Genomic DNA, 26,296 nt, shown 5'->3' on the forward strand with positions numbered 1-26,296 from the left:
AAATTTTTAAACACTCTGCCAGAAGAAATCTTGATTGATTTGCTGAGTGCGAATGAGGTATTCCAGTTGTTTCAGACGAGTAAAACCTCTCGACTCAAATATTCCTCTATCCATATCAATTTGCTGGAAGACATTATATAGTTGTTGGGCACCGCGCTGGGCATCCCATTCACATTTGAATCCTGGTAAATTTTGGTTAATTTTATGAAATAAAACCCGATAGCTGCGATTGTCAGGATCGTGTTTACCAAAGCTCAATTTACAATCTGTAAAAACTTCTGCAACTATTTGAGCAATTTGTTTGACTTGATAGTTGCTATTTGTATCACCGACATTGAAAATTTGGTTGTGAATTACATCACGCGGAGCTTCTAAGGTACAGATAATTGCTTTGCAGATATCCAATAAATGCACTAGGGGACGCCAAGGTGTACCGTCGCTGTTCATCTTGATTTCTTTAATTGTCCATGCCCAACCGGCTAGATTGTTTAAGACAATATCAAAGCGCATTCTCCCAGAGGCGCCATAGGCTGTGGCATTTCGGAGAAAGGTGGGAGAAAAGCTATCATCAGCAAGGAGTTTCACATCTTGTTCGACAAGTGCTTTGCATTTGGCATAAGCTGTTTGGGGATTGATGATAGACTCTTCGCTAACGTAGTCTTCAGTGGCAAAACCATAGACACTGCATGATGATGTATAGACAAAGCGTTGGATTCCAGATGCTTTCGCCAGCTTTGCTAAATGTACTGAGCCTTTGTGGTTGATATCGTAGGTGATATCAGGGGCTAACTGACCTAAAGGGTCGTTGGAGAGTTCTGCCATGTGAACTACTGCTTCCACACCTTGCAGGTCTTCTATTGTAATGTGGCGGATGTCTTTGTTGAGGGTTTTGGCAGTTACCTTGGTGCCATTATATAGCCAACCTACTTTATAAAAGCCAGTATCTAAACCAATAACTTCATGACCTTCTTGGATCAACAGAGGAGCTAATAACGAGCCAATATAACCTTCAGTTCCAGTTACAAGTATTTTCATATCCTATGGTGCGATCGCAGTTTGTGGGGATTTTAATTCAATAGGAATATTGTCTGGAATATTTTCTTGAGGAATAGCAAGCAACTTGGCAGCAATCTCATTTCGTAAGGGAGCTGCTTCATCTTTAGTCAACCAAGCAAATAACTTTGCTACTGCTTCCGGAGACCGATCGATTTTTAAAGCCTCTTGGAGAATACGCAAAGCACCAGTCATATTACCAGACATCAGAGGAAAGATTACCCTGTTTTCTAGAAGATATTCAAAGTTATAGCTCCGGGCATTTGTTGTAATCTCTGTACAAAGATCGGCAGGAAGATAGCTCTCTGTAATCTCGATGGCACGGCGGAGAAATACTGCGTGATTTCCTGTCGCAAAAAGCTCATTCGACATTTTCTGAGCGTACAAACTTGTATCTAGGCGATAACAAGCCAAAATTTTCGGTTCATACCAACAATCATAAAAAGTAGCAATACGTTTACACAGTTCCCACCCGTTAAGATCGCTCAACTCAGAGCAATATCCCCCTATTTTTTCATAGGTTTGCCGACGAATAACTATTGCCGAGGGTCTCAACGGATTTGTCACTCCAATTTGCAACAGCCAATTTTGAATAATACCTCTGTTCTCTCCATACCAGTAAAAAATATCCCCTTTGGAAAGAAACACCCCTTTTTCGTTAATATTATCAAAACCTGTGAAAGCTGCTCCAACAGAATCCGAACAATTCTCCAAACTCTCCTTGAGTTGGGAATAAAAACCAGGGAGAACATAATCATCATCGTGAAGTATGTGAATCCATTGCCCTCGACTGAGGATAATACCTGTATTATGGTTTCCCGCTAACCCAATATTTTGCGAATTCCGGTAGTAACTTACTATACCTCTGCCAATAGCATTCACTAGATCGAAAAGTGGTGGCGTACTGGCATTGTCCATTACCAGAATTTCCATCTCCTCTTCTCCAGTCCATTGTGCTAAAACACTAGCTAGACATTCGAGAAGATAGTCAGTACGTTTATATGCAGGAATCACCACACTCCAAAATGGCCTCTTTTTTTCACTAGCCGCAACAGCTGGAATTTTGGGAAATTTATAGTTTCTCACAATTACTTCCTCTTGAGGAAGCTCTGGTGTAATCGGTACTTCCTCAGCTTTTTCCGTTCCAGCATCAGCTACAAATGCTTTGAGATAGTGGGGATTGATGAGCTTTAACCCTTGTTGATAGGCAGATATTGCCTCTGATAATTTTTTTTGATCTTGGTAAATTTTGCCTAATTTCAGGTAAATTTCTCCGTTGTCAGGATTCAGTTCCAATACTTTTTGATAAGAGACTAGTGCCTCTTCCAAATCACCTTGTTCTTGAAGGGCAACTCCCAAGTTATAGTAAGCATCGAGGAAATCAGGCTGTAAAGCGATCGCAGTTCGATAGCAAGCTACAGCATTCTTTAAATCTTTTGCTTGTTGCCGACTTCTGCCCAACTGATTGTTTAACGCTGCGTATTGAGCCTGTTGTTGGCAAGAGAGCTTTCCTTGGGCGTGCAATGCGTTACCCAAATTTGCCTCAGCTTCAGTACAGTTGGGCTGTAACTCTAAGGCTTTTTGATAGCAAGCAACTGCCTCTTCCCATTTGCCTTGTAGTTGCAAAGTATAGCCCAGATTATTATAAAGTGGCGCTGAATCTGTCTGTAGCGCTATAGCTTGCTGATATGCTTCCACAGCTGCTGGTAACTGACTTTGGGCTTGATGTAAGTTACCTAGACTGAACCAACCCTTGACGGAGTTGGGCTGAATCTGGAGGAGTGCATTCAACAACTGTTCAGCATTTTGAAACTTACCAACCTGCTGTGACAGTATGCCTAACCCATATAAAGCTTCTGGATGGTTAGGCTGTTTTTCCAGAATCTGACGGTACACTTGTTCAGCTTTGGTTAAATCATTGGCTCTATGATGTTTCGATGCTATTTGGAGAGATTCTGTAATTGTTGCCATTTTAATTATTTTATTATTAGTATTTACTGCCGATTCGCTCATTTTCTAGGCAGTTATAAAAAAGAGGTAAGGTAAAAATAAGGGTTACAGCGTTTGTCTGAGATTGCGATCGCTATTCTAGAGAATTAATCTTGGGTATTGGTTCACCACTCACCACCACCCAAAAACTTGATTTTTTCCAAACCCTTATTCTTACGTGATTTACCAATTTCTCTAACTTCAAAAAAATGGGCGAACTCCCAGGACTTAGTTAAGGTTTTGACTATCTAATTGTTTAGAGGCAAAGAGATCAATCTGAAGGCGATCTCATCCCTCAGAGGAGTGGCAATATCTGTTCTCAGCCAAGCAAATAACTGCGCTAGTGACTCAGCAGACCGATCGATTTTGAGAATCTCTTCAAGGGTGCGAAAAGCGCCAGTCAAATGACCAGCCTCAAGAGGAATTTCTGTATCTGCTAAACAATTAATGAAGTAATGTTTACGTGATTGTGCTGTAATTTTTACACAAAGATCGGCTGGAAGATAGCTCTCAGAAATCTCAATAGAACGACGAATAGATGCTACCCGATCTCCAGATAAGGAAAGTTCAGTTCTCATACTTTGGGAATGCACGCGATAATGAACCAAAATTTCTGGCTCGTACCACCAATCATAGAAGGTGGCGATCCGTTTGTAGATTTCCCAGTCGAGAGTAGAGGTTAATTCTGGATGATATCCACCTAGCCGTTCATAGGTTGTTCGACGAATCACAACAGCAGGTGGATTCAATGGGTTTGCGACACCAACATATAGCAATAAGTCTGAAACTATACCTTTATATGTGCCGTATAATTGTTGGCGGAAAGTAATTTCTCTTGTTTCATTGATATTTTCATAACCTGTAAAAGCTGCTCCAACGGAATCTGGACAACCTTCTAGACTCTGCTTGAGGCGAGTATAAAAACCTGGCAACACATAGTCATCATCATGAAGTAAATGAATCCACAATCCTCGACTATTACTAACTCCTGCATTCCAAGTTCCTTGCTGTCTGAGATTTTGCGGATTGCGGTAATAGCGTACTATTCCTCGTCCGATCGCATTTACTAGTTGATATAGAGGTGGCGTACTTGCATCATCAATCACAAGTATTTCCATTTCTTCAGTACCTGACCATTCAGCTAGGACGCTGACCAAACACTCTAGCAGATAGTCAGTACGTTGATATGCTGGAATAACCACACTCCAAAAAGGTCGCTTGTCTCCTGTTTCGGATACTGGAGGGATTAGTGGGAAGTAATACTTACCTATTTGCACTTCCCCTTGAGGATACAGGGGAGTTACTGGTATTTCATCTGTGTTCTCAAGTGCTTGGGTAGCTGCTAATGCTTTGGCATAGTGGGGATTAATCAGCTTTAACCCTTGTTGATAAGCAGAAATTGCCTCTGTTAAATTGTTCTGCTGTTGGTAAATTTTGCCTAAGTTGAGGTAAGCTTCTCCATAGTTGGGATTAAGTTCCAAGGTTCGTTGGTAGGATGCGATCGCCTCTTCTAATTGTCCTTGTGCTTGCAGCGCCAACCCCAAGTTATAATGAGCTTCTAACAAATCTGGCTTGAGTGCGATCGCTTGCTTGTGACAAGTAATAGCATTTTTCAAATCAAGAGCTTTTTTCCGGGCAATACCCAATTGATTATTTAATTGTGCATAGTGCATTTGTTGATTGCTGGAGAGCTTACCTTGAGCGTGTAACGCATTACCCAAACTAACCTCTGCTTCTATAAAGTCTGGCTTTAACTCTAGAGCTTTTTGATAATAGTTAATCGCTTCTTCAAATAATCCTTGTTGTTGCAGAGTATAGCCCAAGTTATTGTAAATTGGCAGGGAGTTAGGTAATAAAACTAAAGCTTGCCGATAAGCTTTCTCTGCTTCTGAAAACTGTTCCTGAGCTAAACGCAAATTACCTAAACTGAACCAAGTCTTAACAGAATCTGGTTGAACTTGCGAAGCTGCACTTAGCCACTGTTCAGCTGTTTGGGGTTGTCCTATCTGCTGCGCCAACATCCCTAAACCATATAAAGCTTCGGGGTTGTCAGGTTGTTTTTCCAAAACTTGAATATATAGCAGTTCTGCTTCCACTAAACTATTGTCTCGTTGCTGTTGAACTGCTAGTTCAAGGATTTCAGCTACTTCTGTTTTATCTAGCAATTCAGCTTCATCTTTTTGACCTGACTGATGCTTCTGTACTGCAATTTCAATAAGAGATTTAACTTTAGATTCTGAAATGTTTGTAGTATTCATAATTATGTAGTATTTATAACTATATTTAATTTGATATTAGATTGTTATAGATTACTATAACTTCAGAATCATAGGTGATAACTATTAATAAAATATTTTACCTATTTTTGCCTGTATAAGAAAACAAGGTTCTTAAATTAAGATAAAACAAATATTTTGTCAACAGTATGGGCGAGAAATAGGGAGCATACCAAATGTGCAAGTTTATTTTTATACGGTATTTGGACTTAGGCAGAGAATGAAATAACGAACCGCATTCGCGCAGCGTCTCGTTAGAGAAGGACGCAAATAAAAGAGAAGAGGTTTGTACAGGTTTTTTGTACCAATCCTGTGTCTTTTGGCTTGCATTGGGATGCTCCTGAGAAATAAGCCTTAAATTAGTAATCAAAAATTACCAACTCAAGTAATTTCAATGCGTACACTATAGGGGTTACTGTTGGCAAAACCTCTCCCAGAAAAGGTATTGACATTTTCTTGTGCAATCAGATTTTTTACTCACCTAATTTTTTTGACTCAGATGCTTGGAAATCAGAGTCTGTTAGGGAATGAAACGAGCAATTAGCCTTAAGCAAATTATATTACCGAGCTGATGTCACTGGCACTCAGGTTTGAAAATAGTATGCTTTCTTGAGGATTATTAATGAGAGACAAAGAATTAACGAGAGACAAAGAATTTAAGGTGAGAAGAGCGCCATCTTTGGTATCTGTTATATTATCTTGACTTCCCCAGCCATCTAATACAAGTTTATCAACACCAACCTGGAAATCTTGAATAACATCAAAGTCATTTTTCAACAAGATATCGGTACGTTTGAAAGTAAATGTGTCATTACCATCGCCACCAACCAAGACATCATTACCACTACCACCGTTCAGAAGATCATTGCCTAAACCGCCATAGAGTGTATCATTGCCATCGCCACCATTTAGCGAATCATTACCTTGGCCTGCGTCGAGGACATCATTACCTCTGTTTCCAAATAGCTTATCATTTCCCAAGCTGGCATAAAGTTTGTCCGCCCCGTTGGTTCCCGTCAGATTATCCTTGCGAATCGTGCCATAGATAACATCTTTACCCAGGTTGCCGATTAAAGTATCTCCTGCCAATTCAACAGAACTAGTATTAATTTTGACTATAGTTAGGTTAGTATTACGATTAAAATTCCGCTCATAAGTACCAACAGCACTACCATTCAAGAAGTCAGTACCATTGTCGTTATCAATATCAGAATCTTTATCACGACTGTCGATTGTGACATTGCGACTACGACCAAATGTTAGATTGCCGATTTGCTCGGAGGAGACTAATTTACCCTGGATGCCAAAATAATCTAAAACTTTAGCCTTGTTAGGATTTGTGGTATCTAACACCAAAAAAGTGCTTGTTGACTGACCCTTGTTATATTCAACATCAGGATTTTCAATTTCTTTGGCTGCCAGTTCTAAATCTGCTGAAAAATCAAAAGAGAAATCTTCATTACGGCCAACCGCAAAACTAGCAAGTACCTTTGCTTCGCTGTTGGAAGTACCTTCAAACTGACCATCTAATCCAACAACAGCAGCCTGAGTGAAAAGTGATGAAAAAGTTGGGTCAAAACTTGCTTGAGCCTCAGCAATAGCAGCACTCACGCCACCTGAAACTAATGCATCCGTCTGGGTAGCAGTTAAAACTCCTGAAGCACCTTCACTGTAGTTGGAAAAAGTAGCATCCCCTTCAGCGGTAACAAAATTAGGATTAGGATCGGGCTTGGGATCGGGCCTGTTATTGAGATTAACTCTACCATTGAAAGAAAGTAACTTTTGAGGTGTCAGTCTTAGACTTACTCTTGATGCCATAAAAAACCTGTGTTGATTTTGTTTGTTAACAAATTTGCGCGTAAATATTCGGGGAGTAATTCTCTCCCAATTTCCGAGCTAAATCTCTCGATATCCCTAATGAACTTATCAGCTTTTATCCAGGACTTGCTTTGCTTTTAACAGCACTTTTAAATAGCTTAATTGATTATTCCAAGCTGAACGTGGAAGCAGGGGGATTTTTTCTAATTCTGGAAATGGTAATGACTTAAGGTCAGTTTTGTTTTCTGAAATTGTGGTAATTTCTAAATTTTCTGCCAATAGATGCGCGGAAACTCTAGGGCTGACAGACGGTTAATTTGGGTGTTGCAACCAAAGGAAATACCTACTTCAGATCCAAAGCTTCCTCTGTAGAGAGTTCTTTGGTGCGCTCATGTCAGGCGCGGGAACCACAGTGACTACAAGCTAGATTGCACTTTACTTTAAGGTAATTTCCCCAACTGCATAGCTTTTGCGGTGATATGTCATGTTAATTCTCAATTTAGGTTTTAGAAAGAAGTTTACTTTACTCAGTGGTGAACACTGAGTAAAGTAGAAAATACTCGTGCAAAAGTCTGGTTTTAGAACCAATTAGTTGCAATTACAAAACCACTTGCAGTAGCACTGTTTTTAGAGAATTTGGATTTAATTCTCTTAATTACTAAAGAAGCATTACCCTCGGCTGTTACTTTAGCCGTAGTATGAGAGCCTACTGCCCTAGCGAATCCTGTACCCTTTGCTGTCAAACCATCACTTGTTGTTGTGGAACTACTACTTGCACTAGCATATTTTGACCCTGAAGCAAATGCCTTAGATGTGATAGTGACTCTAGCAGAACCTAAAATCGACTCGTCTTTCGTAACACTTTCTAAATAAGATAAATCACGGATATCCATAGCTAAATGAGCCTTTTTCAACATTACTCGGATCTTTGGAAAGTTATGAAATTAATTAGAAAACCTCTTTATTCTGGTAGAGAAGTTTTTACGTAATCGCTCAATAATCCGGAGTAAATCGCTCAGGGACAAGCCTAAAATGGCGTCAAATCATTCCTTAACTGGTAGTTCGCCCCGATTTATTGAGCGGATACGTTTTTACTATATGGATTTCATAACTTATCACTATTGTATGGTGCATTAGGCACGTAATGCATTCTACGTCTTCATCGTTTTATCGGGTTATTGTACTTCTGGTTGGACAACTGCTCCGTATAACGCTTGTACAGGCGGGGCGGTTTCTAAAATTTCCAGAGACATATTCTTGTTTTCTCCTTAAAGATGATTCTTTTTGTCCGTCATAAAAAGTTTTGAGACGACCATTTAACCATAAATTTTTAGTGAGTCAAATTGTGTAACTTCTTGGTGCTGGGTTTGGTAAATCTGTGCTAAATTCATGTTGGCTTCCTGGTGTTGAGCATTGAACTCCAAAGCTTTTTGATAGCAAGCGATCGCTTCTTCTATCTCTCCTTGTTGTTGCAGTACCACCCCCAAGTTATAATGAGCTTCTACTAAATCAGGCTTGAGTGCGATCGCAGCTCGATAGTAAACACCAGCAGTTTGCCAATCAGCTGCTTGTTTGCGAGTCATGCCCAGCTGATAATTCAATTCAGCATAATAGGCTTGTTTCTCTGCTGAAAGCCTCCCTTGGGCAAAAAGTGCATTTCCTAAATTGATTTCCGCTTCTGTGCAGTTGGGCTGAAATTCCAGAGCTTTTTGATAAGATGCGATCGCTTCTTCCCACTTACCTTGTTGTTGCAAGGTGTAGCCCAAATTGTTGTAAATTGTCCCTGCATCTGGTCGCAAAACAATAGCTTTTTGGTAAGCTGCTTCAGCTTCTGGTAACTGTCCTTGGCCTTGCAGCAAATTGCCTAAACTAAACCAAATTTTCACAGAGTTAGGCTGAACTTGCGAAGCTGCACTCAAATGCTTTTGGGCTTCCTGTAACGCACCTTTCTGCTGTGCCAACATTCCTAAACCGTATAATGCTTCTGAATAGTCTGGTTGTTTTTCTATTACCTGACGATATAGCTGTTCGGCTGCATCTAGGCGATTAGCTCGATGATGTTCAAGTGCAAGTTGAAAGAGTTCAGCAACATCTTTAGCGTCAAATTGCCTTGGTTTATTAACCAGCTGCAAAAGAAAATCTTCCAGCGCTCTGACTGGCTTTAAATCGCCATATAATTTATGTTTATTTTCTGCAACTTGTTGGGAGATATGTTGCCGATATTTGGCATCTTTCCCCAGACGGATAGCGATTTTTACATATTCTGCTTGATTTGAAGCGATCGTCTCTTCTATACCCATCATCTGCAAAATTGCCAGAGAATGCCGTCCCCGCATCAGCTCTCCTGGTAAAGTGACAACCGGTATATTATGAGCAATAGATTCGAGGGTGGAGTTACATCCAGACCAACCAATACTATCTAAAAAAACATCTGCTAAGGCTGTAGTCCCAGCAAACTTCTTATTATTTAGTGTAGGCAAAAATAAACAATGATTTTGATAATCCAACCCTAATGCTGCAAAAGCATGGTTTAAGCGCTGGCGAAATACTTCTGTAGCCTCTTCACTTGAGTTTTTAATAAATACAAACTTAGCATTTCTTAACTCTTTAGCAATAGAGGGAAAAACATCATCATGATTAGGCAAATATTTATATAATGACTGACAACACCAAAAGAAAATATCATCCTCTTTTAAACCTATATCTGGTTTCTTAATTTCTTCGGGTTGAATTGCTAAAGGTATGTAATAAATAGATAGATTGGGTAATCTAACTAATTTTTCTGTATAATGTTCTTGAGCATTTTCTGGTTCCATTAAGTCACTGCTCAAGTAATAATCAATTGTTGGAAGTCCACTCGTTTCAGGGTGTCCCCAAGATGTCATTTGAATTGGCGCTAATCTCAGACAACCTAGTTTTAATGCCATTGGGTCCATCCCAAATTCTGGTAAAATCAAGATATGTAATTTATCTTTTGTTATTACCTCACACCATTCTTCAACTGAACGATCACCTTGAACCAATTTATCAAAAGCCTTGGCGGCACTAACTGTTGAATTATCTGTTTTGTCCCCAGTGTAATAACCAAATAATTCAAACTCACTTCGATCTATATTTTCTACCCAACCTTTAATAGGGATTTTCCAATTAGAATGACTAGATAAAAACCCAGAGACAATACCAATACGAACCTTTTGATTTTTATCTAAATTAGGCAGAACAAGCGGCTGGCAATTTTGGGGATAGCGACTCGACATAATCTGGAAAATCATTTCCCCATAAGTTCGCTGTAAATCTTGGTCATTTAAGCCTTGATATGCCAAATAAAAAGGCTGAAATGTTCCCACAGCTTCAGATGCTTTTGCCCGTTCTTCCTGATTAGTTAATTCATAATATTTAGCTAAATTTTGCAAATGCTGTTGATACTGATTTCGCCTGAATGAAATTTCATCAACACTAGAATAGATAATTGGCAGTTGGCTCATACAAACACCAAATTTAGCCATATCATAGTTTGGCGTTAACTTGACGGCTTGCTCGAATGCCTGGACTGCCGCCTCTGTTTTGTTAATATCTCTAAATACTAGTCCTAAGTTGCAATAGATGTAATCAATATCAGGTTTAATTTTAATAGCTTGTTGAAAGGATTCTATGGCAGCATCAAATCTATTCTGTTGCCTGAGAATATATCCCAAATTGTTATAGGTGATTGCAAAATCAGGTTGAATGCTTAAAGCTTTTTCGTAAGCTTCTATTGCTTCTTCAAATTTTCCTTTCTCCTCGAAAAGACACCCTAAGTTGTGATAGACTTGATGATAGTCTGGTTTAATTTTTATTGCTTGTTGGTAAGAATTGATGGCATCATTTAATCGCCCTTGCTTTTGGAGTACTTCTCCTAAATGAGTATGAGATGATACAAAATCTGGCTGTAATGCAATAGCTTGCCGATAATATAACTCTGCTATCTTGAAATCGCCTGCCTGTTGCCTACCTAAACCAAACTGCTCATTCAACTTTGCGTAGTGGACTTGTTCTTCTGGTGACAGGTTTCCTTGAATGTGGAGAATATTATTAATATTGATTTGCACTTCTATGCTATCAGGGAGAATTTCCAGTGCTTTTTTATAACAGGCGATCGCTTCTTCTAGTTTACCCTGTTGTTGCAGAGTAAACCCCAAGCTGTTATGTATTTCCCCTACTTCTGGTTGTAATTGCAGAGCTGCTTGAAAAAATTGTTCTGCATTTTGATATTGTCCTCGCTGCTGTGCCAGCAGACCTAATCCATATAATGCCTCTGACTGCTTGGGATCTACCTCTATAATTTGATGATAAATCTCTTCGGCTTGGGTGAAGCGCTTGGCTTGGTGATATTGACCAGCGAGTTGGAGAGCCTCAGGAATTGTGGTCACGTCGCTTTGCTCCAAATTCAAAATTAACAATCCCCATACTTCGACAAGCTCAGTAACCATAAATAAACTTAGGAGCTTGCCTTCTTTTATTTATGGGTCATAATTTATACAATTAGTTTGATTTAATATGTCTTTTGTTCCTATATCTGCAAGGAACTCAAGTTTTTGAAACTTATAACTTAATTTGCTTAAAATCGATTGATATCATGTCTGCTTGATTACTTACTAAACTCTCTACCTTTCGAGGAGCTATGAAAAGCTTAAAATCTACGATAAAGTGTCTTACTTATGACTATTAGGCATCATGTAAAAATAAGTTGTACAACAAAGTTTATTTGAAATAGCTTGCTAAATCTAGCATTCACATACTTTCACATAAAAGTTGTTTAGGTTATTTTTACAAAAATCTTTAGCCCAGAGTTTTAATTCAGGGCGGGCAAACAGAACAGACTGTAAAATAGGTTGAGGACTAAAATGTTGTAAAATTTTATTGCGGAAACAGTTTTTTGAGATCAAAGGATGTATTTTTGGTAAAAGCCGAAGGCTCAAATGAGCTAAGAGCCTTCGGCGATTTATCAATATACCAGGCTTTTGAGGCTAACTCTACTTGCAGAAGTTAATACTTCTTGTGAGTAGAGTTTAATTATTACTACTTATGAAGAAGTTTGAGCAGCGCTGGCAGATGAAGAAGTAGCACTATTCTTAGTGGTGGTTGTTTCAGTAACGGTTGAAGTTAGATTGACGAGGCCGCCCGATGCAGAAGAATCTGCAAATGCTTCTGCAAAGTTGAAGTACTTCTTGGGTTTAGGTGGTTTGTTGGGGACTGTGTTACCACCACCAATAATTTCTTCTGAGGTATTTTCTAAGTAGTTAAGATCAGAAATGATCATTTGAGTTTCTCCTAAAATTTGTAACTGTTGTTGGGAATATTTTGTGTAACCAACTTTTTTTTGTTGGTTATATGTTTAATATACTTGATTCCTCAAAAAAGTCAACGCTTTTTTGAGGAATTTATGATTAAAAAAACTAATGTGTTTTTCTTCCAAAATCATCATAAATAATAGTAATTGAATTCAGAAAAGATTGCATTATAAATTTAAGCAATAATTGAAATAATTATTGCCTAGCAAGATTTATAGCGATTTTATTTAGGTTTTAAAGAACGCAAAAGCGGCATTTTATAGATATATTTACAAAATACTAAAAAAGAAAAGCTATTAAGTTTTTAAGCAAACAAAACCTGTATCTGCAATATTTTTGAAGACTAGAGAAATCTAGCCTAAGTCAGGGGAGATACTTAGCGACAAAAACATTTGAAATTTCCTAAATTATTTAGTCTTGGTGAATAACGTATCTATTAATTCCTCTTGTGAACCGTCTGAGTCTATTTGAGTAACTATTTTCATAGCGGTGATTTGTTGCTTTAACCAATCAGAAAAGGATTCTGTAATGATTTTTTGGCGCAACTGTTCATCTAATTGGGGTTGAATGACTTCTTCCACCCAAATTAAATACACTCCCTTGGGAGTTGTTATCGGTTTGAGAGCTTCTGGTGGTGCAGCAGCAAATACAGCGGCTGCAATTTCTGGACGAAAATCTTTGCGGTATCGGAGTCCTTTGTATCCATAAGCACGACGGGCTTCTGATTCTGAGATATATAGACGAGCAATATCTGGAAAATTGATTTCGCCTTCTTCTAGGGCATAAAAAAGCTCTAAAGCCAAGTCTCGATCCTCGAAGACAACTTCGTAGGTAACGGCGGCGATATAATCTAGCTGATGTTCGTAAAAGTGCTTTTCCAGTTGATTGGAAAATAGATGATTCGCTAACTTCCGCGAAAGGATGTTGTTGTAGGCTAATTCTTCAAACTCATCTACAGACAGGTGGTGTTTTTCTAGCCATGACCAGGTGTCTTTAGCTTTAACAAGCTTCTTGGCGAACCGTAAGTCATCTCCTTCTTGCTGTAGTTCTTCTGGTGTGACTGTAATTCCTGCCGCTTGAGCTGCTTCGGTAATAATACTTTGCGATGCGATCGCTTCCACAACAGCAGGTATCTGACAGGAGAGTTTCAGACTGTGAATGATATCTGAAGTGGAAATGTTCAGATTGTGGGGCATAACACGATATCTCCAATAATTAAGTGGATTGGGAATTGGGCATCGGGCACAGGGTATTGATTATTCCTCCAGCCTGGCTTGTCCTATTTCCTGATTCCAGTGCGATACCTTTAACTACATCTCTAAACCGCCCTTTTTCAGTTTCTTGAACGGATCTAAAACAAAGTCAATTACTCGCCGTTGACGAATGATGACTTCAGCATTTGCTGTCTGACCGGCACCTAATGGAATACGTTTGTTGCCATTTTGGACATACTGCTGGTCTAAGGTGATTTCTAATTCATAGGTTTCGATGTTTCCTTGGGGTGTTTGGCTAACTTTCGAGTCAGGAGAGATCCAAGTAACTTTCCCTGGTACAATGCCATACTCTTGGAAGGGATAGGCATCAAACTTAACTTTTACTGGCATTCCTACCTTCAAGAAACCGCTATCCTGATTAGGCATATTTGCTCTGAGTACGAAGTCTGTTTTTGTGGGTGCAATTTGGGCAATCCTTTGACCGACTTGTACCACTGCTCCTGGCTTAGTGGTGGGTAATTCAAAAATCACCCCATTAATCGGCGATCGCACCACGCGCTGCTGAATTTGCAGTTTTGTAGCTATAAGCTGGCTTTTAGTCTGAGCGATTTCTGATTGCGTTGCTGTTATTTGTCCCTGTATATCTTTTAGCTGTTCCTGATTTTTCATTACAGCTAGTTCTCCGGCTTGCGTGGCACTTTTATAGCTACTTTGTTCTTCTTGCAGTCGGAGTTTTGCTTGTTTGATATCAGACTCCAACGTTTTGATAGTTACTTGATAATTATTTAGCTCTTGGGCTAAACGCAATTGAGCTTGTTTAATATCTGATAGAGACCTGTTATAGAGTCGTTTGCTTTCTTGCTCTTCTTTTTTGAGTTGATCAACTTGGGTTGGAGACACTGCACCATCTTGAACGAGTTTGCTATAACGTTCAACTTGCTTAGAATCTATACTCAAAAGGGTCTCAGCCGATTTCCGATCGTCGCGACTGGTAGAAATTTGCTGCTCTGCTTGTTTAACTAATGATTGTTTTTCTAACTTTTGGAGGTTATAGCTACTCAGTTTGGCATCCAGGTTTTGCTGCACCTGGTTAACTTGAGCCATTTTTTCTAATTCTTGGGATTTATTTTGTTGTTCTAAAAGACTAGTTGACATTAGGAGTTGATTTTTCAGCACTTCCAGTTGGGATTGCCGATTTTGTAACCCTTGCAATTTGCTCTGGACTTGTTGCAGTTCCGTTTGTAGCAACTCAGAATCCAGTTCCAGTAAAACCTGACCGGCTCTGACTGTATCTCCTTCTTTGACTGTAACTGCTTTGACACTCCCACCTGCTTGAGCGTCTAATTTTTGAGTTGCGCCTTTAGGTTCTATCCGCCCTCTGGCGCTACCAGTTTCATCTACTTTTGAAAGAATTGCCCAAGGTAAGAATAGACCAGCAAAGGCGATGAGCGCATACAACAAACCACGAGTCCAAATTCGAGGTAAGGCATCGAGTAGTTTTTCTGTACCATAGTACAAATCTTGACTTTCATTTTCTGCCTCTGTCTGCTCGTCAAATTCTACCGATTCCTCTTGCTGTTTGTAACCTTGATATTCATCTTGCTTATCTTGGGGAAGTGGGGACGATCTATTGGGATGTGGCATGGTTTTATTTCCGATAACAGTAGATGGGGAGTGCAGGAGAAATCAATTCAAAATTGTACCCTTATAGGGAAGCAACTACGCGCATTTCGTCGAGAAGAAAAAGACTACCCAATGCCCCATCAACTAACTTGAGACATCTGTTGTTGATTCAGGTAGTAATAATGACTTTTTTTAGCGATTAATTCGTCGTGGGTACCGCTTTCTACCAAAATACCTTGATCCAAAACCAGGATTAAGTCCGCGTTGCGGACTGTAGAGAGGCGATGGGCAATAATTACACTTGTGCGTCCTTTAAGAATTGTTTTGAGGTTGTTTTGAATAATCCGTTCTGATTCTGAATCTAGGTGACTAGTGGCTTCATCAAACAGTAATAACCGAGGATTTCCGAGCAAAGCACGAGCAATTGCTAGGCGTTGGCGCTGTCCACCAGAGAGCATTCCGCCGCTTTCACCAATTTCGGATTCGTAACCCATCGGTAATTTTTGAATAAATTCATCGGCTCCGGCATATTTTGCTGCTTGGATAATTTCTTCAGAAGAAGCATTTGGATTAGCGATCGCAATGTTTTCGCGAACAGTCCCACCAAACAGAAAAGTATCTTGGTCTACAACGCCGATTTGGGAACGGAGCGATCGCATAGATACACTGGTGATATCGTTACCATCAATGAGTATTTTGCCATCTGTCGGTGGGTATAAACCCAAAATCAATTTACTGAGAGTTGTTTTTCCAGAACCGCTGCGCCCTACGACTGCAACCATCTGTTCCGGCTGAATTTCAAAGTTGAGATTTTCTAATACGTTAGTGTCACTTTCTGAGTGATAACGAAAGGTAACATTCTGAAAACAAATGTTACCGCGGAGTTTACCCAACGACTTGCGAGGTTTATTTGCTAAGTCTTCTTCTGGTTCCGCCTCCAACACATCATTAATCCGTTCGGTAGAAATCACGATTTCCTGTAATTCATTCCACAGCAGAGCTAGCCGTTGGAAAGGACTCAAGACGTTACCCACCAACATATTGAAAGCAACTAGTTGTCCTATAGTCAGTTCGTTATTAATTACCTGGGTTGCTCCGTACCACAATAATGAAGTATTTACAAAGGTTTGGATGACGCCACTGATAATTTGTAGGCGATTGCCAATAATTTGAGCATTAAAGTCTTTTTTGATTAAATCGTTTAGCAGTTCCTCCCAACGCCAACGCACTGTCTGTTCAATTGCTAATGAGCGGACAGTACGAATTCCACTTAGGGATTCTATGAGATAGCTTTGTTCTTTGTTAGCTGCATTAAAAATATCTCTGGAGATGCGGCGCAAAATACTTGTGCTGGCCAGCGCCAAGATAAAAAATGGCGGTACAGTACACAGCACGAATAATGCCATCCGCCAGCTATAGGAGAACATCAAAGCCAGATAAACCACTAATGTCAGCATATCCAACACAATGGAGAGTGTCTGACCAGTTAGGAAGTGCTGAATTTTCTGGTTTTCTTGGATGCGCGAGATTATATCCCCAACGAAACGCGACTCGAAATAAGCAAGGGGTAAACGGAAGGTATGTTTGATGAAGCCTACGAGTAAGGCGATACTAATGCGGTTAGCAGTGTGAAATAAGAGATATTGCCGTACACCGTTGACAGCAACACCAAACAACCCAAAAACAATCATTCCCAAACCAATGGCGTTTAAGGTTGGAACACTACGTTGCACAAGTACTCTGTCGAGCAACAACTGGGTAAATACTGGCGTTACTAACCCAAATAATTGAATTACTATCGAAGCTATGAAAATTTCTACCAGTGTTCGATAGTGAGGTTTGACTAACTCAAAAAATTTCCAGAAGCTTCTACTTTCGTCCTTAGCACTTTTTAGTAGAGCTGTAGGTTGCAGTAACAATGCATAACCAGTCCAACCTGCTTGAAATTCAGCTTTTGTCAGACTGCGTTGACCAAGAGCCGGGTCACATACAATCACCCGCTTTTTGGTAATTTCATAGACAACAATAAAGTGTTTACCTTCCCAGTGAGCAATTGCAGGTAAAGGTTGTTCTGCTAATTTATCAAGAGTAGCTTTCACTGGACGGGTGGCAAAACCCAGGTATTCTGCTGTTGCTGCCATCGCCTTTAGGGATGCACCGTTGCGAGTGACATTGGTCATATCCCGTAGGCGATTGATACTAAAATGTTTGCCCCAATAGTTACCAATCATCACCAAGCAAGCAGAGCCACAATCAGCTGCACTTTGTTGGGCATAGAAGGGATAGCTTTTGGTGATACGTTTCCACCAATGCCCCATTTGTACTTTCGGACTGGGAAAGTAAAAAGGTGATTTTTTTGTTGGCTGTTGTTGTGACTGGTTCTCTCTTTGGGGAAAAGGAATAATTTTAGATTTAGATTTTGGAGATTGGAAAGTTTTTTCTCTAGTAGTCAGTCCCCAGTCCTCAGTCTCCGATTCCGTTTTGCTGACACTCATGGCAAAAGCCCACTCCCCCAACTCTGGGAAGTATTCTAGTGCTGTTTGCATCTGGTCGTTTTTCAGAATGTAAGCAATCGTTGGTTGGGTTGTTTGCCAATCTCCTTGTTTTGGTTGAGCAAAGATTGTACCTGGTGTCGAAGAATGACCTTCAGAATGCCGCAGTTGACCTTTGTATAATAGCCACAACTGTGAATCTTGGGATATTTCTGGACTCACAGAGCCAGTGTCTAACTGGTGTCGCTCAAACAAAGATAAGGCTTTGAGCATTCCTGAAACTTGTGATGTATGGCGTGGAAATTGTGATACTTGGCGACACAACAACAACAAATCCCAAAGTTCTGCACGGGCGAATAGGCGATCGCGAATGTTAGGATACTTGTCTATCAAGCTTTGCAATGCTTCTTGCCTGAAATAGCCAAGTTTTAAGCTTGTCGAAGCTCTAACTACATAAGGATTAAAGTTAGCTTCGGGAAACAAAGTCAATTCACCAAAAACAGACCATGCACCAAAGGTAGTAATTAAATTCTCAGAGCTATCTAACAGTCGGACTTTGCCTGTAAGAATAATGTATATACCAGGATTCGTTTGTGCAGATTGCCAGAATTGCTTTGCTGATGGTGGCTCCACAATTTCCATTTCTGCCAAGAAATTATCTAATTCTTTTTCTGAAAGTTTTGTACCCAAGGTGTACAAAAGTCTTTCACCCACATTTTGCTCAGAAAGCACTGGTGGCATTTTCTAATCTCCACAAAAAAATTTTAGTTATCAGTCTGAATCCAATTCAAAAGTTCATTAAAAATATTATTTAATCCCGTATTTTCACCGAGGAAACTCTAAGCTTTATTAGAGTAAATTTAGAGAGAAATAGCATGGTAGCAAAGCATCTATCTTTTACATACTACAAGGTATTTTTATTGGGTGGACAACCCACTTGTTGCAGCCAGTTATTGATGTGGCCATAACTAGTGTAAATGTCAAAATATCGAGCTAGAGCTTTATTTACTTACATTTGGCTTCAAGAGCAACTAACTGCATTAACATACTCTACACAAATATGGATAGCTCCTTTTGGCAATCAGCGGCAGTTGTAAGTGATGATTAAGAGGAATTATTTTCGGATCATAATTTTGCTATATGCAGCAATAGCTATGCAAAGTATTTTCTTTCTCAATCACAAAATCTGGAAATTTTTTCTAGTTCGGGACAATGTTCTGACTGAAAGTTATTTCATGTTCTTGAACAAGACCTGACTCGGAATAATTCTTAAAAGAATCTTTTCAGACATTCCTAACTTTTTAACAGCCTTGTCTTGACTTAAATGGTGTGACATAATTGTAGTTATAAATTGCATTGAGTCGTAAATTATGTGAAAACGTAATTCATTGCAGTTGTGTGATCAAATCCTGACAGCAAAAAAACCACAACTACAAATCTGACTAACCTTGTAGTGTTAATCAGAAATTTACACAATGTGCAATTAGTGCCTGGCATATTCCTCTAGTGCTTTGCGAGTCTGGGGGACAGCCTTATTCTTATCGTGCAACCTCGCTCAAAAGAGGGTTTTGAGTAGGCTACAGGAAACAGAAAACTATAAAGCTATAAAAGCACATCGTAATTTTTGTTTAATGTAGTATTTTACTAATTAAGCAAAACTCTACTTAAACAAATATTGATTAAGTTTGCTTGGAGATTCCAAGATGGATCTTTTCCCAGCACTACTTAGTATCTTTAAGGGAACATCTAGCAAGCTATTTAACGTTTGTATTATACCTCCTATAGTGTAATAAATGCAAGTTACTAAAAGAGACTTGCGAACATCATATTTACATACAAACATGATATTTACATAATTAGTTTACACTCTTAGCTCTTAAATTTAGATATTTTAGGAGTTTCTTAATGTAAATTTTCTGACAAGTCACTTAATAGATGATTTTTAACAAAAAAAATATATTTCACAACTATTTATACATTAAATCTTTAAATAGCTAGGCGGCATAACATGATGAGAGTCATAAGGGCGACTATTGTTTGCTTAAAGGTGGTATTTAAGTTGTTTGAATTAGCTGTGAGGTAAAACACATGAATGTTGTGATCGAGCACACACACTAGTTAACTACGGCAATCTTAGCATTTTTTTTCCATCAAGGGCATAGCAACAATACATATTACAGCTTGATAGAAGTTGAGAAATAACCGTCATGTTTAAATGTGCCTAGAGTTCAAAAAATGACAATAAGTCGCAAATTCGTCTTTTAAAACCGAAGATTGCGATGCGATCGAGTAAAGTAATAAATGGATAAAAATGGTGGTTATAGAGCCAGTGCCCTGACGAAAGTGTGACACCATAGATTTGGTAAAATATAGGAAATCATCCATAACAGTTCTCAATCAGATGAGGTACATCCTCAAAGTTAAAAAATTTATATATCAGGTCCAGTTATACCTCAGTAGCAGAGAAACCGCTATCAAAGCAACCAATATCACCTTGGTTGCGATCGGCAATACCGTTGCTGCATATTTATCCATTGGAACATCTACTTGATGAGAAAATTATCCTTCTGTTATGTAGGGATATTTATATTTTTGTCAACAGAGAATATTTAAACGTTTGTTTCTCCGTGCTTGGTTCTAAACAAAGATTTTTTCGCTTTGCCGCTTGAGCAGGGCTTTGAAAAAGACTCAAACCTACATCTATCTGAGAGTTCAACTCTTGTGAGTTGGAGAGGCTATTTACGGACTGAGTACTGTGATTCACCGCTCAACGAATCGCACGTTATGATTCCCTTTCTCTATGCAGAAAGCTCAAAAACCCCTCCCCTCTGCACCTCTGCTCCTCTGCGGTCTTAATGATAACTACTTTAACCGGACATGATATAAGTTGTGGGGCGATCGCTGAATTCTTTGCTTGGCTTGCTCTATAAAAGTAGTTTGTGTCATACTTACAAAAATCACTAATTACTAAATTTCGGTCGATTTTAAGTAGTATCTTCAGGATCGCTAGAAGTAATACAGTTAGTGTAATGATGATTGGGTATTGAGGGAAGACTGGCGGCGTGCGAAAAATTGATATTCCTGCAAACTTAAGATGCTTCCATATTGAAAAACATCTCTGGTTTAGTAGTACAGTGAATTGTGAAGGAGTATTTATGTCACAGTTGGAGCAAGCAGTGCCAAACACCTTTGTAGCCAAAGGCTTAGAAACTCTCCCTAATATTTTCGACCGAGTTGAGGCTCTGGCCAAAGATTTTGCCACCCGCGCAGGGGCACACGATAGAGATGCTTCCTTTCCCTTCGAGAATTTTACAGCTTTGCATGAGGCAGGATTGCTCAACCTCACCATTCCACATGAATTTGGTGGTCAGGATTTGGGGTTGGCAACTATCTGCCAGGTGATTGAAGGGATAGCGCGTGGCGATGCTTCGACCGCATTAGTACTGACAATGCACTATCTTCAACATGCTCATGCAGCCCGTAGCCGTCGCTGGCATCCAGAAGTCTATAAGCGACTGTGTCGTGAATCAATTGAAGGCATTGCTATGCTGAATGCTGCCCGTGTTGAGCCAGAGTTAGGAACACCAGCTAGAGGCGGATTGCCTGCGACAATTGCCGAACGAACAGCAGAGGGCTGGCGTTTAACAGGACATAAGCAATACACCACGGGCAGTCCCATCCTCAGCTATTTTGTTGTTTGGGCACGGACAACCGAAGATAAACCACAAGTTGGGAATTTTCTAGTTCCGCACGATCTGCCAGGTTTGCAAATTGTCGAAACCTGGGATCACCTGGGAATGAGGGCTACAGGTAGCCACGACCTCATTTTAGAGAATGTATTAATTCCTTCAGAGTATGCTCTAAGTATCAACCCTATATCTGCTGCGCCATCTTTTGATCCGCTAATTTCCACTTGGGGCAGTTTGACAGTGAGTGCCTTATATCTGGGTGTTGCGACTAGTGCGCGAGACTGGCTTGCTAAATATCTTTGGGAGCGATCGCCTTCTAATCTCCAAGAGCCACTGGCAACTCTGCCACGCTTCCAAACTGCCGTGGGTGAGATAGAAGCACTGCTATTTGCTAATAATAGATTGATTTATAGTTTGGCTCAAGATATTGACAAGGGCGAATATCAGCCTCAGGTAGGATTACAGGCACAGGCTGTTAAATATCTCACTACAACCAACTCGATTCGTGCTGTGGAGATTGCCTTAGAACTAACTGGTAATCCTGGTTTATTAAAAAGGAATCCTTTAGAACGTCACTACCGTGACGTTCTATGTAGCCGTATACATACACCACAGAATGATGTTATTTGTCAGTCATTAGGGAAGTCTGTACTGAAAGTCAAGTGATTAAAGACTAGGGATTAGGAATGAATGTCACTAAGATCAGGCAGGAGGCAGGAGGGAATATTGTAAAATGCACTCTAAAGCTTGTGGTCAAAGGATTTTATAACTCCAGCAAGACAGCCCTCTGTCTCCTGCCTCACCTTACAGCTATTTTCAGGTAAATAGACCACGCGGTAGGGGCGTAAGGCCTTGCGCCCCTACAACAGATGTGGTTCAAATACTTGAATTCTGCTGTAATAAAGAGCTAAACTTAGTGCCATTCGGATTAGGGACAAAGAGCAGTGAACAGGAGAAAGGAATCTTCCCTCATACTCAATGCTCAGTTCCCTTAAAATAATCAGGACTTTGTTGAGTTGAGTTACTAATTAGAGCCGACGTAGTTAAACCTTGACTCGTTGTCGGAGTCAGCTTTACTCCTGATCAATTTTTTCGATATCATCAGGTGTACCAGTGGCAGAAACTTTTGATGTGCCAGATTTGCCTGCACCTGAGTTGCCGCCAGAAGCGCCAGCACCCCCTGAGTGTTTAGGATCTGTGTTGCCTTGTTCTTCTTGAAGCTGTTCAAGGCGGTTTTTTTCTTGAGCTTTATCTTTTTGGTCAGCCATATCTTATTTACATTTTTCGCATAGCGATCGCTATATACTCTATCATTTATCTTTATTCAAGCGACATAATGAGGCAAATGCTTTTAATTGAAGCTTCTGGACTACGTTGCTGGCAATAACTCACTCCCTTTAAGACTAGCTTGTTGATTTTTGGGTTATGAGATTGCCCAAATCCCTTTGCACACATCGTACTGCCTGAATATTTACGTGCTATCGCATCCTTATAGGAGCAATAATTAATTTTTTAGAATTTTGAATTGCTCAGTATCCTGCTTGTTTGTCTACGACATTCCGCAAGGGCTGACCGGTTTGATAGCGTTTGAGATTGTCGATAAACAGTTGTGCTATGCGCTCTCTCAGGGGTGGCGACAAGGCTGAACAATGGGGTGTGATAAAAGCATTCGGTAGCGACCATAGGGGACTTTCTGGCGGCAGAGGTTCGGTTGCAACCGTATCTAATCCAGCACCCGCAATCCAGCCCTCACGTAGTGCGGTAAGTAATGCGGCTTCATCCACGATCGCACCACGAGCAATATTAATTAGGTAAGCAGATTGACGCATAGAGCGCAACGCAGCTTCATCGATCAAGCCTTTAGTTTCTGGAGTAAGTGGTGTAGCAATAACTACATAGTCTGCTGCCGGCAAGAGCGATCGCCACTCATCAGCACCCACAACTTTGTCAAAATTCGGTAGGGGTTCGGGATGGCGGCGACTACCCCAAACTGTAACTCCAAAGGCTTTAGCACGAGATGCGTTGGCGTAGCCCGCCGAAGGCATCGCTTGACCGATATTTCCTGTGCCGAGAATTAATAAAGTCGCGTCTGCCAACTCTTCGAGAAACACTCCTCTTACCCAAGTGTGTTCATTCTGCAAAGTTTGTAATTTCCGCATATTCTTGGCGTGATAGAGCATAAATGCTAGTACAAATTCCGAAATTGGAATTGCATGAACCCCTGCACCATTGGTGAGAATAATGTCCTTTTGCAAAAAAGTTGGCGTGAGGATGTGATTCACGCCAGCACTTGGTGACTGTTGCCAACGCAGCGTGGGTGCTGCTGTCAGTACTTTGTCAAGAGTAGAGGTTTTCAGGTAAAATCCATTGACATAAATCTCTGCATCACTGGCATCACCATCAAGATTACCTTCACTATCCACCTCTACTACATCTATATTAGATGGTAGGTGTGGCTCTATATCTGCAATGAGATGATCGGGTAAAATTAATTTCACAATTTGCTACTCCCTAATTCCATTGTGAATTTTGATTTTGGATTGTGCAACCCAATTGGCAGCACCTCTTCATTTTTAATTTTTAATTTTTAATCGTTTAGTATCCTGCTTTTTTATCTACTACATTTCGTAACGGCTGACCAGCTTGGTAACGCTTTAGATTATCGATAAATAGAGCTATTGAACGCTGTTTACTTTTGGGTGAATGACCGGAAGTATGAGGTGTGATAAAGATGTTAGGAAGTGACCACAAAGGACTTTCTGGTGGTAATGGTTCGGAGTTAACTGTGTCTAATGCTGCACCTGCAATCCAACCTTCTGTAAGCGCTTTTATTAATGCTGATTCATCGATTACGCCACCGCGAGCAATATTAATTAGGTAAGCATGAGTTGGGAGCGATCGCAATACAGATTCATCAATAAATTTTTTGGTTTCTGGAGTTAGTGGTGTCGCAATAACTACATAATCAACCCCTGGCAGGAGCGATCGCCATTCATCAGCACCCACTACTTTATCAAAATTTGGTAGCTCTTGGGGATGACGGCGACTGCCAATAATTCTTAAGCCAAAGGGTTTAGCACGGGCGGCGATTTCTTGACCAATACCACCAGCGCCAATAATTAGCAAGGTTGCATCTGTCAACTCTTGGATGGCAAAGCCTCTTTTCCAGTGACGTTCTGCTTGTAAAGCATATAATTCCTGTAGATGCTTGGCATGAGCCAGTATATAAGTGATTACAAATTCTGCGATCGGAATCCCATGCACTCCTGCCCCATTTGTGAGGATAATATCTCTTTTTAAATAAGTTGGTGTCAGGATGTGATTCACCCCTGCATTTGGTGCATGATGCCAACATAGTGCAGGTGCTGCTTCTATTATTTTATGCAGTATCGGACTTCTGGATAAAAACCAACTGAAATAAACTTCAGCATCGCTAGCATCGCCGTCTAAATTTCCTTCAACATCTACCGTGACAACCTCTGTATCAGGCGGTAGATGAGGCTCAATGTCAGCAATGAGATCGAGCGGTAAAATCAGCTTCATTGTAGATTACCTCTTCTTTATTTACAGGGCTATTTTTAGAAATTGTCTCTGTTTGATTAAAAAAATTAAATGCCCTTTTTTATTAGTCTAAATCATGATATTTAGTAAAAATTAAGATATTTTTATTTAATCTGTAAACGCATAAACTCTAAATCAAAATATTGATGATTAAATTTATATGCCATTTCCTCTATTCCATATATTTTAAATCCCAATAATAAATAAAGTTGTTTTGCTGAAAAATTACTTTTAACAATATCAAGTAATATTAGGTTTTACTTTGTCTAGTTTGTGAATATAGAAAAAATCACCCAGAACCGCAGAGAGGAGAGTTGAGAGTTATTTTAAGTATTCATAAATAATTTTCGATTTTTATAGCTGCTTTTTAAGAGTAAATTTTAATCTCGAAGTAGCCTATTTTACCGCAGCTACCTCAAGCATTAGATTAATCAACTAACGAAAGCTAAATCTCAACTACTCAACTGTAACAATTGATTAGTTGGCTGAGTAGTTTCATTGCTCATTACTCGTTCTAAAACTGCTTCTCTGATATTGATAAACACTTCGCTACTTCTATCACGTGGACGTGAAAGTTTCACAGGCAAATCCATAGAAATTTTTCCTTGCTCAATCACTATCACTCGGTCTGCCAATGCCACAGCCTCTTCTACATCGTGAGTAACTAAAAATGCACTAAATCTTCGTTCTTGCCATAAGTTTTCAATCAAAGCCTGCATCTCTATTCGAGTTAGAGCATCCAATGCTCCCAAAGGTTCATCTAGCAATAACAAACGGGGCTGACTGACTAACGCTCTGGCCAATGATACCCTTTGCCGTTGTCCTCCAGACAAAACATAAGGCCATTCATCAGCTCTATCTTTGAGTCCGACTTTATTGAGTGCCCACAAAGCTTTTTCACGCCAATTACCTTCTAAGCCCAACCCCACATTCTGAACAACGCGCTTCCACGGGAGCAAGCGGGGATCTTGAAACATCACTGTTACAGAGCGGCTGAGTTTATGCAGTGGTTCTCCATCCAGTAGTATTCCACCTGAAGTTGCTCTATCTAATCCTGACACCAGACGCAATAAGGTACTCTTACCACAACCACTTCGCCCGACAATAGCGACAAACTCACCTGCTTCAACTTCTAAATTCAGCGAGTTTAAAACAGTTTTATTGCCAAAAGCTTTCGTCAAATCCAAAATACTTAATTGTGTACCCTGTATATTTGAACTCATTTGCAAAACCTCCTTTTGAGAACAATTG

The 26,296-nt window shown here is 39.9% G+C and carries 16 protein-coding genes; 1 reads left to right on the top strand and 15 read right to left on the bottom strand.

All coding sequences use genetic code 11. The features are described from left to right. Positions 1 to 6: 6 nt before the first annotated feature. The 11 genes from NLP_RS05600 to NLP_RS05650 form a co-directional block, all read right to left on the bottom strand. On the bottom strand, positions 7 to 1,035 hold the full coding sequence (locus tag NLP_RS05600) for an NAD-dependent epimerase/dehydratase family protein (RefSeq protein ID WP_104905517.1): 1,029 nt from the start codon (positions 1,033 to 1,035) through the stop codon (positions 7 to 9). A gap of 3 nt (positions 1,036 to 1,038) precedes the next feature. Then, positions 1,039 to 3,024, bottom strand: a complete 1,986-nt coding sequence (locus NLP_RS05605; protein WP_234017226.1) for a tetratricopeptide repeat protein — start codon at positions 3,022 to 3,024, stop codon at positions 1,039 to 1,041. A gap of 266 nt (positions 3,025 to 3,290) precedes the next feature. Beyond that, the gene (locus tag NLP_RS05610) at positions 3,291 to 5,300 is read right to left on the bottom strand and encodes a tetratricopeptide repeat protein (RefSeq protein ID WP_104905519.1); all 2,010 of its coding nucleotides are present in this window, start codon (positions 5,298 to 5,300) and stop codon (positions 3,291 to 3,293) included. Positions 5,301 to 5,873: 573 nt separating this feature from the next. Then, positions 5,874 to 7,136 carry a calcium-binding protein gene (locus tag NLP_RS05615; RefSeq protein WP_104905520.1) on the bottom strand — a complete coding sequence of 421 codons (1,263 nt, stop codon included), beginning with the start codon at positions 7,134 to 7,136 and terminating at the stop codon, positions 5,874 to 5,876. A gap of 108 nt (positions 7,137 to 7,244) precedes the next feature. Next, positions 7,245 to 7,415 (bottom strand): hypothetical protein, encoded by a 171-nt coding sequence (locus NLP_RS34035; protein ID WP_199784768.1) that lies wholly within the window; start codon positions 7,413 to 7,415, stop codon positions 7,245 to 7,247. A gap of 299 nt (positions 7,416 to 7,714) precedes the next feature. Continuing rightward, positions 7,715 to 8,053, bottom strand: a complete 339-nt coding sequence (locus NLP_RS05625) for a hypothetical protein (protein WP_234017227.1) — start codon at positions 8,051 to 8,053, stop codon at positions 7,715 to 7,717. Positions 8,054 to 8,452: 399 nt separating this feature from the next. After that, positions 8,453 to 11,605 (bottom strand): tetratricopeptide repeat protein, encoded by a 3,153-nt coding sequence (locus NLP_RS05630; protein ID WP_104905522.1) that lies wholly within the window; start codon positions 11,603 to 11,605, stop codon positions 8,453 to 8,455. Positions 11,606 to 12,198: 593 nt separating this feature from the next. Further along, a complete protein-coding gene (locus tag NLP_RS05635) occupies positions 12,199 to 12,435 on the bottom strand; it encodes a hypothetical protein (RefSeq protein ID WP_104905523.1) in 237 nt (78 codons plus the stop codon). Positions 12,436 to 12,873: 438 nt separating this feature from the next. Continuing rightward, a complete protein-coding gene (locus NLP_RS05640) occupies positions 12,874 to 13,662 on the bottom strand; it encodes a peptidylprolyl isomerase (protein ID WP_104905524.1) in 789 nt (262 codons plus the stop codon). 114 nt (positions 13,663 to 13,776) lie between these two features. After that, positions 13,777 to 15,324 carry an HlyD family efflux transporter periplasmic adaptor subunit gene (locus NLP_RS05645; RefSeq protein ID WP_104905525.1) on the bottom strand — a complete coding sequence of 516 codons (1,548 nt, stop codon included), beginning with the start codon at positions 15,322 to 15,324 and terminating at the stop codon, positions 13,777 to 13,779. Between the two features lie 119 nt (positions 15,325 to 15,443). Further along, positions 15,444 to 18,536 carry a peptidase domain-containing ABC transporter gene (locus NLP_RS05650; RefSeq protein ID WP_104905526.1) on the bottom strand — a complete coding sequence of 1,031 codons (3,093 nt, stop codon included), beginning with the start codon at positions 18,534 to 18,536 and terminating at the stop codon, positions 15,444 to 15,446. Positions 18,537 to 20,950: 2,414 nt separating this feature from the next. Here NLP_RS05650 and NLP_RS05655 point away from each other — a divergent pair. After that, entirely contained in the window at positions 20,951 to 22,150 is a 1,200-nt protein-coding gene (locus NLP_RS05655) for an acyl-CoA dehydrogenase family protein (protein WP_104905527.1), read from the top strand. Between the two features lie 407 nt (positions 22,151 to 22,557). Here NLP_RS05655 and NLP_RS05660 read toward each other — a convergent pair whose 3' ends face one another. From NLP_RS05660 to NLP_RS05680, 4 genes are all read right to left on the bottom strand, one after another. After that, a complete protein-coding gene (locus NLP_RS05660) occupies positions 22,558 to 22,752 on the bottom strand; it encodes a hypothetical protein (protein ID WP_104905528.1) in 195 nt (64 codons plus the stop codon). 261 nt (positions 22,753 to 23,013) lie between these two features. Next, on the bottom strand, positions 23,014 to 23,985 hold the full coding sequence (locus NLP_RS05665; RefSeq protein WP_104905529.1) for a D-2-hydroxyacid dehydrogenase: 972 nt from the start codon (positions 23,983 to 23,985) through the stop codon (positions 23,014 to 23,016). A gap of 94 nt (positions 23,986 to 24,079) precedes the next feature. Next, positions 24,080 to 25,027, bottom strand: a complete 948-nt coding sequence (locus NLP_RS05670; protein WP_104905530.1) for a D-2-hydroxyacid dehydrogenase — start codon at positions 25,025 to 25,027, stop codon at positions 24,080 to 24,082. A gap of 470 nt (positions 25,028 to 25,497) precedes the next feature. Then, the gene (locus NLP_RS05680) at positions 25,498 to 26,268 is read right to left on the bottom strand and encodes an ATP-binding cassette domain-containing protein (protein WP_104905531.1); all 771 of its coding nucleotides are present in this window, start codon (positions 26,266 to 26,268) and stop codon (positions 25,498 to 25,500) included. Between the last annotated feature and the right edge of the window lie 28 nt (positions 26,269 to 26,296).

The sequence above is a fragment of the Nostoc sp. 'Lobaria pulmonaria (5183) cyanobiont' genome (assembly GCF_002949795.1).
In the GTDB taxonomy this organism is placed as follows: Bacteria; Cyanobacteriota; Cyanobacteriia; order Cyanobacteriales; family Nostocaceae; genus Nostoc.